Origin of the sequence: Dialister sp. CAG:357 (assembly GCF_000435155.1) — a bacterium.
In the GTDB taxonomy this organism is placed as follows: domain Bacteria; phylum Bacillota; class Negativicutes; order Veillonellales; family Dialisteraceae; genus Dialister; species Dialister hominis.
The window spans coordinates 1-5,192 of record NZ_FR896486.1 but is presented as its reverse complement, the minus strand read 5'-3'; the positions used below and the strand labels follow the sequence as shown (position 1 = coordinate 5,192).

At 51.8% G+C, this 5,192-nt stretch carries 5 protein-coding genes; 1 reads left to right on the top strand and 4 read right to left on the bottom strand.

All coding sequences use genetic code 11. The annotated features are described in order from the left end of the window. Positions 1–167: 167 nt before the first annotated feature. The 3 genes from M3200_RS09495 to M3200_RS09485 form a co-directional block, all read right to left on the bottom strand. On the bottom strand, positions 168–1,034 hold the full coding sequence (locus M3200_RS09495; protein WP_022383288.1) for a D-alanyl-D-alanine carboxypeptidase family protein: 867 nt from the start codon (positions 1,032–1,034) through the stop codon (positions 168–170). A gap of 11 nt (positions 1,035–1,045) precedes the next feature. Next, a complete protein-coding gene (locus M3200_RS09490; protein ID WP_022383287.1) occupies positions 1,046–1,369 on the bottom strand; it encodes a DMT family transporter in 324 nt (107 codons plus the stop codon). A gap of 81 nt (positions 1,370–1,450) precedes the next feature. Next, positions 1,451–2,845 carry an NCS2 family permease gene (locus tag M3200_RS09485; protein WP_022383286.1) on the bottom strand — a complete coding sequence of 465 codons (1,395 nt, stop codon included), beginning with the start codon at positions 2,843–2,845 and terminating at the stop codon, positions 1,451–1,453. A gap of 210 nt (positions 2,846–3,055) precedes the next feature. On the opposite strand from M3200_RS09485, the gene M3200_RS09480 reads away from it, so the two are divergent. Beyond that, a complete protein-coding gene (locus M3200_RS09480) occupies positions 3,056–3,982 on the top strand; it encodes a radical SAM protein (RefSeq protein WP_022383285.1) in 927 nt (308 codons plus the stop codon). Between the two features lie 672 nt (positions 3,983–4,654). Here M3200_RS09480 and M3200_RS09475 read toward each other — a convergent pair. Next, complete coding sequence (locus tag M3200_RS09475; RefSeq protein WP_022383284.1) at positions 4,655–5,050, bottom strand: thioesterase family protein; 396 nt, start codon at positions 5,048–5,050, stop codon at positions 4,655–4,657. Positions 5,051–5,192: the final 142 nt, after the last annotated feature.

The following is a 5,192-nucleotide window of genomic DNA, read 5'->3' as shown; positions in this document are numbered from 1 at the left end:
AGGTCCCGGCGAAGCCGGGGAATAAAGTAGTTCTCGAGCGCAGCGAGGTTTTGAGGTCTTCAGATAACACAAATATATAAATGTGTTGGAGAATCATCTAATCGAATATACCAGCAAAAAAGGGCTGCAACAAAATGATTAACCATTTTGTCACAGCCCTTTTTTTCTTACGCCGCTTTCTTCACTTTCTTGCCAGGTGCTTTCACCGGTGTCTTCACAGCGCCCTCTTTTTCAAGAGAGAAGCCGTAGTCGAGAAGCTTGGCAGCTTCGGTGAAGCGTGTGTCCGTATTCTGGGAATGCATGACGATGACGATGAGTTCCTTGCCGTCACGGATGGCAGATGCCGCAAGGCAGCCTCCAGCCGCTCTGGTGTATCCCGTCTTGATGCCCGTCGCTCCCGGATAGGAGTAGAGAAGCTCATTCGTATTGCCGAAGGTGACCGTTTCATTCGGACGCATGTAGTGGACCTGCTTTTCGCGCGTCCCTACCAGCTGGCGGAATTTCGGATTCTTCATCGCATACGCCGCGATCTTTGCCATGTCCTCTGCCGTGGAGTAATGATCCGGGTCGGGCATGCCGTTCGCATTGACGAAATGGGTATGCGTGGCGCCGATTTCCTTCGCCTTCGCATTCATGAGGTCCGTGAAGCGGGGGAGATTGCCGGAAATCGTTTCTCCGATCGCCGTTGCCGCGCCGTTATCCGAGATCAGCATCATCTGATTCCGGAGCTGGCCAAGAGCAATCCATTCGCCGCCGTTCAGCGCCGTCGATTCGATATCAGCAGCATTCCGGCTCACCTTGACCGTATCGTAGGGCGTCGCTTTTTCAAAAGAAAGAATCGCCGTCATGATCTTTGTCATGCTGGCCGGATATTCCTTCTTCGTCCCGTTCTTTTCGTACAGGAACACCTTGGCAGCAGGATCGTAAATGACAGCGGCATCCGCCGTGATTTCCGGAGCCGCCGCAAAAGCGCCTTCGATGGAGAGAAGAAGGAAAGCAAGAAACGAAAAGAGGACTTTGCACGAAGATTTCATAAGACTCCTTTCTAGTGATCAGTGCCGAACACGTTCAGTATAATGCACCCGATAATAATCATGGCGACGGCGAAAATGCCCCAGCCGTTCAGCTTCTCGCCGAAGAGGAACCAGGAAATGAGGACAGACGCCACGATGCCGACGCCGCTCCAGGTCGCATACGCCAGGCCCAGATTCAGATCATTCAGCGCGCGGGAAAATGAGAAGAAACAGATGAAGTAGGAAACGAGGCAGCCGATCGTCGGCAGAAGCTTCGTGAACCCCTGCGAATACTTGAGAAGCGTCGTTCCCGTCAGTTCCATGCCGATGGCAAAGAACATCAAAGCATAAGCCAAAATGACCTCCTGAAAAAGGGGCTGTGACAAAATGAGCAGTCATTCCGTCACAGCCCCTTCTTGAATGGCAAAAGTGCCTAATCAGATAAAAATATACTTCATGACAAAGAGTACTGTCAGGATGATCATCAGCAGGCTGACCTTCGAGCGGTTTCCTGCCAGCAGATTGATCAGCGTGTAGGAAATGATGCCGAAAGCGATGCCTTCTGCGATGCTGTAGGTGAAAGGCATAGCGATGATCGTCAGGTAGCATGGGAATGCTTCCGTCGGGTCATCGAAATCGATGCCGGTGACAGCCGTGAACATCAGGAAGCCGACAGATACCAGAGCCGGAGCTGTAGCGAATGCCGGGATAGCCATGAAGAAAGGCGAGAAGAAGAGAGAAAGCAGGAACAGGATGGAAACCGTGACAGCGGTCAGACCCGTTCTGCCGCCTTCAGAAACGCCTGCTGCAGATTCTACGTAAGTCGTTGTTGTGGAAACGCCCAGCAGTGCGCCGCCTGCCGTAGCGACAGCGTCAGCCATCAGGGCGCCCTTAATGTGCGGGAGCTTGCCGTTCTTGTCGAGCATGTTTGCTTTGGAGGAAACGCCGATCAGCGTGCCGATCGTATCAAAGAGGTCAACAAAGAGGAATGCCAGAAGGACGACGACAAAATTGAAGGTCGCCAGCTGGGAGAAGTCAAGCTGGAAAAGAATCGGATCCATGCTTGCCGGAATGAAAGAGGCAAGACCGTTGGACAGATCCGGCAGCGTACTGAAAGCACCAGCGGAAGGATCCGGAACATAAACGCCGGTCAGTTCGCAGATGATGCCGAGAACCCATGTGAAGACGATGCCCCAGAGGATATTGCCTCTGACCTTCTTGGCAATCAGGATAGCGGTGAAAAGAATACCGACGATTGCAAGAACGACCGGAACGCCAGCCGTATGGAAAGTGCCGGCTGCCATAGCGCCCTTGAACGAGAAGAGAGAAACCTTCGTCGCAGGATTAGCTACGATGACATGAGCCGAAGCCAGACCGATAAAGCAGATATAGACGCCGATGCCGGCGGAAACTGCCCTCTTCAGATTCATCGGAATCGCATTGAAGATCGCCTCGCGGACACTCGTCAATGAAAGAATGATGAAGATGATACCTTCAACGAAGACAGCGGCCAGAGCCATCTGCCAGGAATAGCCCATCTGGCCGATGACCGTATAGGCGAAGAATGCGTTCAGCCCCATGCCGGGCGCAAGCGCGAATGGATAATTGGCAAATACTGCCATCAGCATGGTACCCATGAAGCCGGCAATGGCAGTTGCCGTCAAAACAGCAGCCTTGTCCATGCCCGTCGTGCTCATGATACTCGGGTTGACGGCGAGAATATATGCCATCGTCATAAAAGTGGTGATACCGGCCATGATTTCCGTTTTGGCCGTGGTCCCGCTGTCTTTGAGATGGAAGATCCTCTCGAGGAGACCTGCGTTGTTTTCCATGAATGAACTCCTTTCAAAACACAATAAGGGAAAACGACTACGTTTGAATACCCTATATTATATGATTTTTTTATATCGCGGGCAACGACAGAAATATAAAATTTCTATGACAGAATCTGAAAACCATGCGGGAAATGGATAAAATTCCCACTATCCACCTGTGGTACAATAAAAGAGATTTTCATGAGGGGAAACCCGGAAAGGAATCCAATGAGTATCTGCAACATCTGCCCAAGGGCATGCAAAATAGAAAGGAAGCGCTCGGCTAGTGACCGCGGCACCGTCGGCTACTGCGCCAGCGGCATGCTTCCCGTCATTTCCAGAGCTGCGCTCCATCACTGGGAAGAACCCTGCATCGCAGGAACCAGAGGCGCCGGCACCGTCTTCTTCGCAGGATGCAACCTCTCCTGCGTCTACTGCCAGAACTACGAAATCAGCGAAATGAGGAAAGGCATAGAAGTCTCCGTCGACCGCCTGAAAGAAATCTATCAGGAGCTCATCCGCCAGGGCGCCCACAACATTGACCTCGTCACGCCCACCCATTACACACACGCCATATTCCAGAGCCTGAGAGACCCGCTGCCCGTCCCCGTCGTCTACAACTGCGGCGGCTACGAAAGCGTCCACACAGTCGCTTTCCTGAGAAATAAAGTCCAGTGCTGGCTCCCTGACCTCAAGTACATGGACAGCAAAGCATCCAAACGCTACAGCGACGCCCCGGACTACTTCGAAAAAGCCTCCGCCGCCATTGAGCAAATGTTCCGTCAGACCGGCCCCTACGAAATAGGCCCCGACGGCATCCTCAAAAAAGGCGTCCTCATCCGCCACCTCATCCTCCCCGGCCAGGTAGAAGACACCAAGCGCATCATGGAATACATAGCAGAAACCTTCGCCCCCGGCGACGTCCTCTTCAGCCTCATGCGCCAGTACATTCCATACGGAAGAGCCAGCGAATTCCCCGAAATCAACCGGAGAATCACAGACGAAGAATATGAGGAATGCGAAAGCTACATGGAAGACCTCGGCATCACCGATGGCTACGTCCAGGCCAAAGAAAGCTCCGACAAAGCCTTCATCCCCATCTTCGACGGCACAGGGGTCCTGGAAAGCGCCCACGAAGGCCTCGACCAGAAATAACATAAGGAATAAAAATATATAAAAGAAAAAAGGAATGTGAACCCGCAAGGACGACACATTCCTTTTTTTGATTTTGCTGGAGCGCTGCTAACACTAGCCTTCCTGGATCACAAAGAAGGGCCGTAGGCCGGTCTTGACCTTGCCCTGGAAGGGAAGGTTTGGATAAAATTACGAAAGGTCCAAAACAAATCAGATTGGAAATCTTTTCTTTATTCCTTGTGAAGCCTTCCCTTCTGGGGAAGGTGCGCAGCTTATCTTTTATCTGTAGCTGCGCGAATGAGGTGAAGTTAATAAGTAAAGGGATGAGTTGCATTTCCTCAGCCGTAGGTATATAAGTTCAAAACAAATCAGAAATGATTTCTTATATTTCACATCGCCGCACTGTCCCCGGAGGGGAAAGTGCCCAGCCTATCACTTTTCTGTTGCTGGGAGAAAGAGTTGCATTTTCTAAGAAGGCGAAGCATCATCGCTTAGGGTGTTTGAGCTCGCCCCGTAGGGGGAGCTGGCGCGTATGCGCCTGAGGAGGTTCATCTCCACGCAGCAAAGCTGCGGTTGTATGGTTTTAATCTTTTCCCACAGCCGTCAGGCTGGTTGTTCTGTTTTAATCCCACCCCACAAAAAGAGCCAGCCCGAATGCTTCCACATTCCAGATGGCTCTTTTCATTACTTTCCTTATTCCTTATTCTTTCTCTTCCCTGCATTGTCCATGAAAGGATCGGCTTCGACTATGAAGCGTGTGTGGTCTGCCGTGCCCACTTCACCGGCAGAGTCTTCTGCGCGGATGGTAAATGTGATCTTCTTTCCCTTCACGCCAGTCACCACAGCCGTTGCTGTGACGGTGTCGCCTGGAAGGGTGGGGGCTTTGTGGACGAGGGAGATGGAACCTCCGACCGTCGTCATCCCTTCATCCAGAGCTTCTGCGATAGCGGCGCAGGCAGCTTCTTCCATGAGCGCCGAGAGAATCGGCGTAGCGAGGACATCGAGCGAGCCGCTCTTCATCACGCGCGCTGTATGAGGCGTATCCACCGTAAGGACCGCTTTTCCTGTCATTCCTTCTTTGATTTCCATAATTTCCTCCTTTTTCAGTCAAAGCCATTGTACCATTGGTAATGCCTGAAGGCTATATGGGCAAAAGAAAAGGGGTGTAGAAATCCACCAAGACGTAGATTTCTTTTCTCGAACGAAGTGAGGTTTAAGGGTGTTAACCTTG

Excerpts from the sequence above, each read along its gene's own strand:
- M3200_RS09485 (WP_022383286.1), bottom strand. The coding sequence starts at position 2,845 with ATGGAAAACAACGCAGGTCTCCTCGAGAGGATCTTCCATCTCAAAGAC.
- M3200_RS09480 (WP_022383285.1), top strand. The coding sequence starts at position 3,056 with ATGAGTATCTGCAACATCTGCCCAAGGGCATGCAAAATAGAAAGGAAG.
- M3200_RS09495 (WP_022383288.1), bottom strand. The coding sequence starts at position 1,034 with ATGAAATCTTCGTGCAAAGTCCTCTTTTCGTTTCTTGCTTTCCTTCTT.
- M3200_RS09475 (WP_022383284.1), bottom strand. The coding sequence starts at position 5,050 with ATGGAAATCAAAGAAGGAATGACAGGAAAAGCGGTCCTTACGGTGGAT.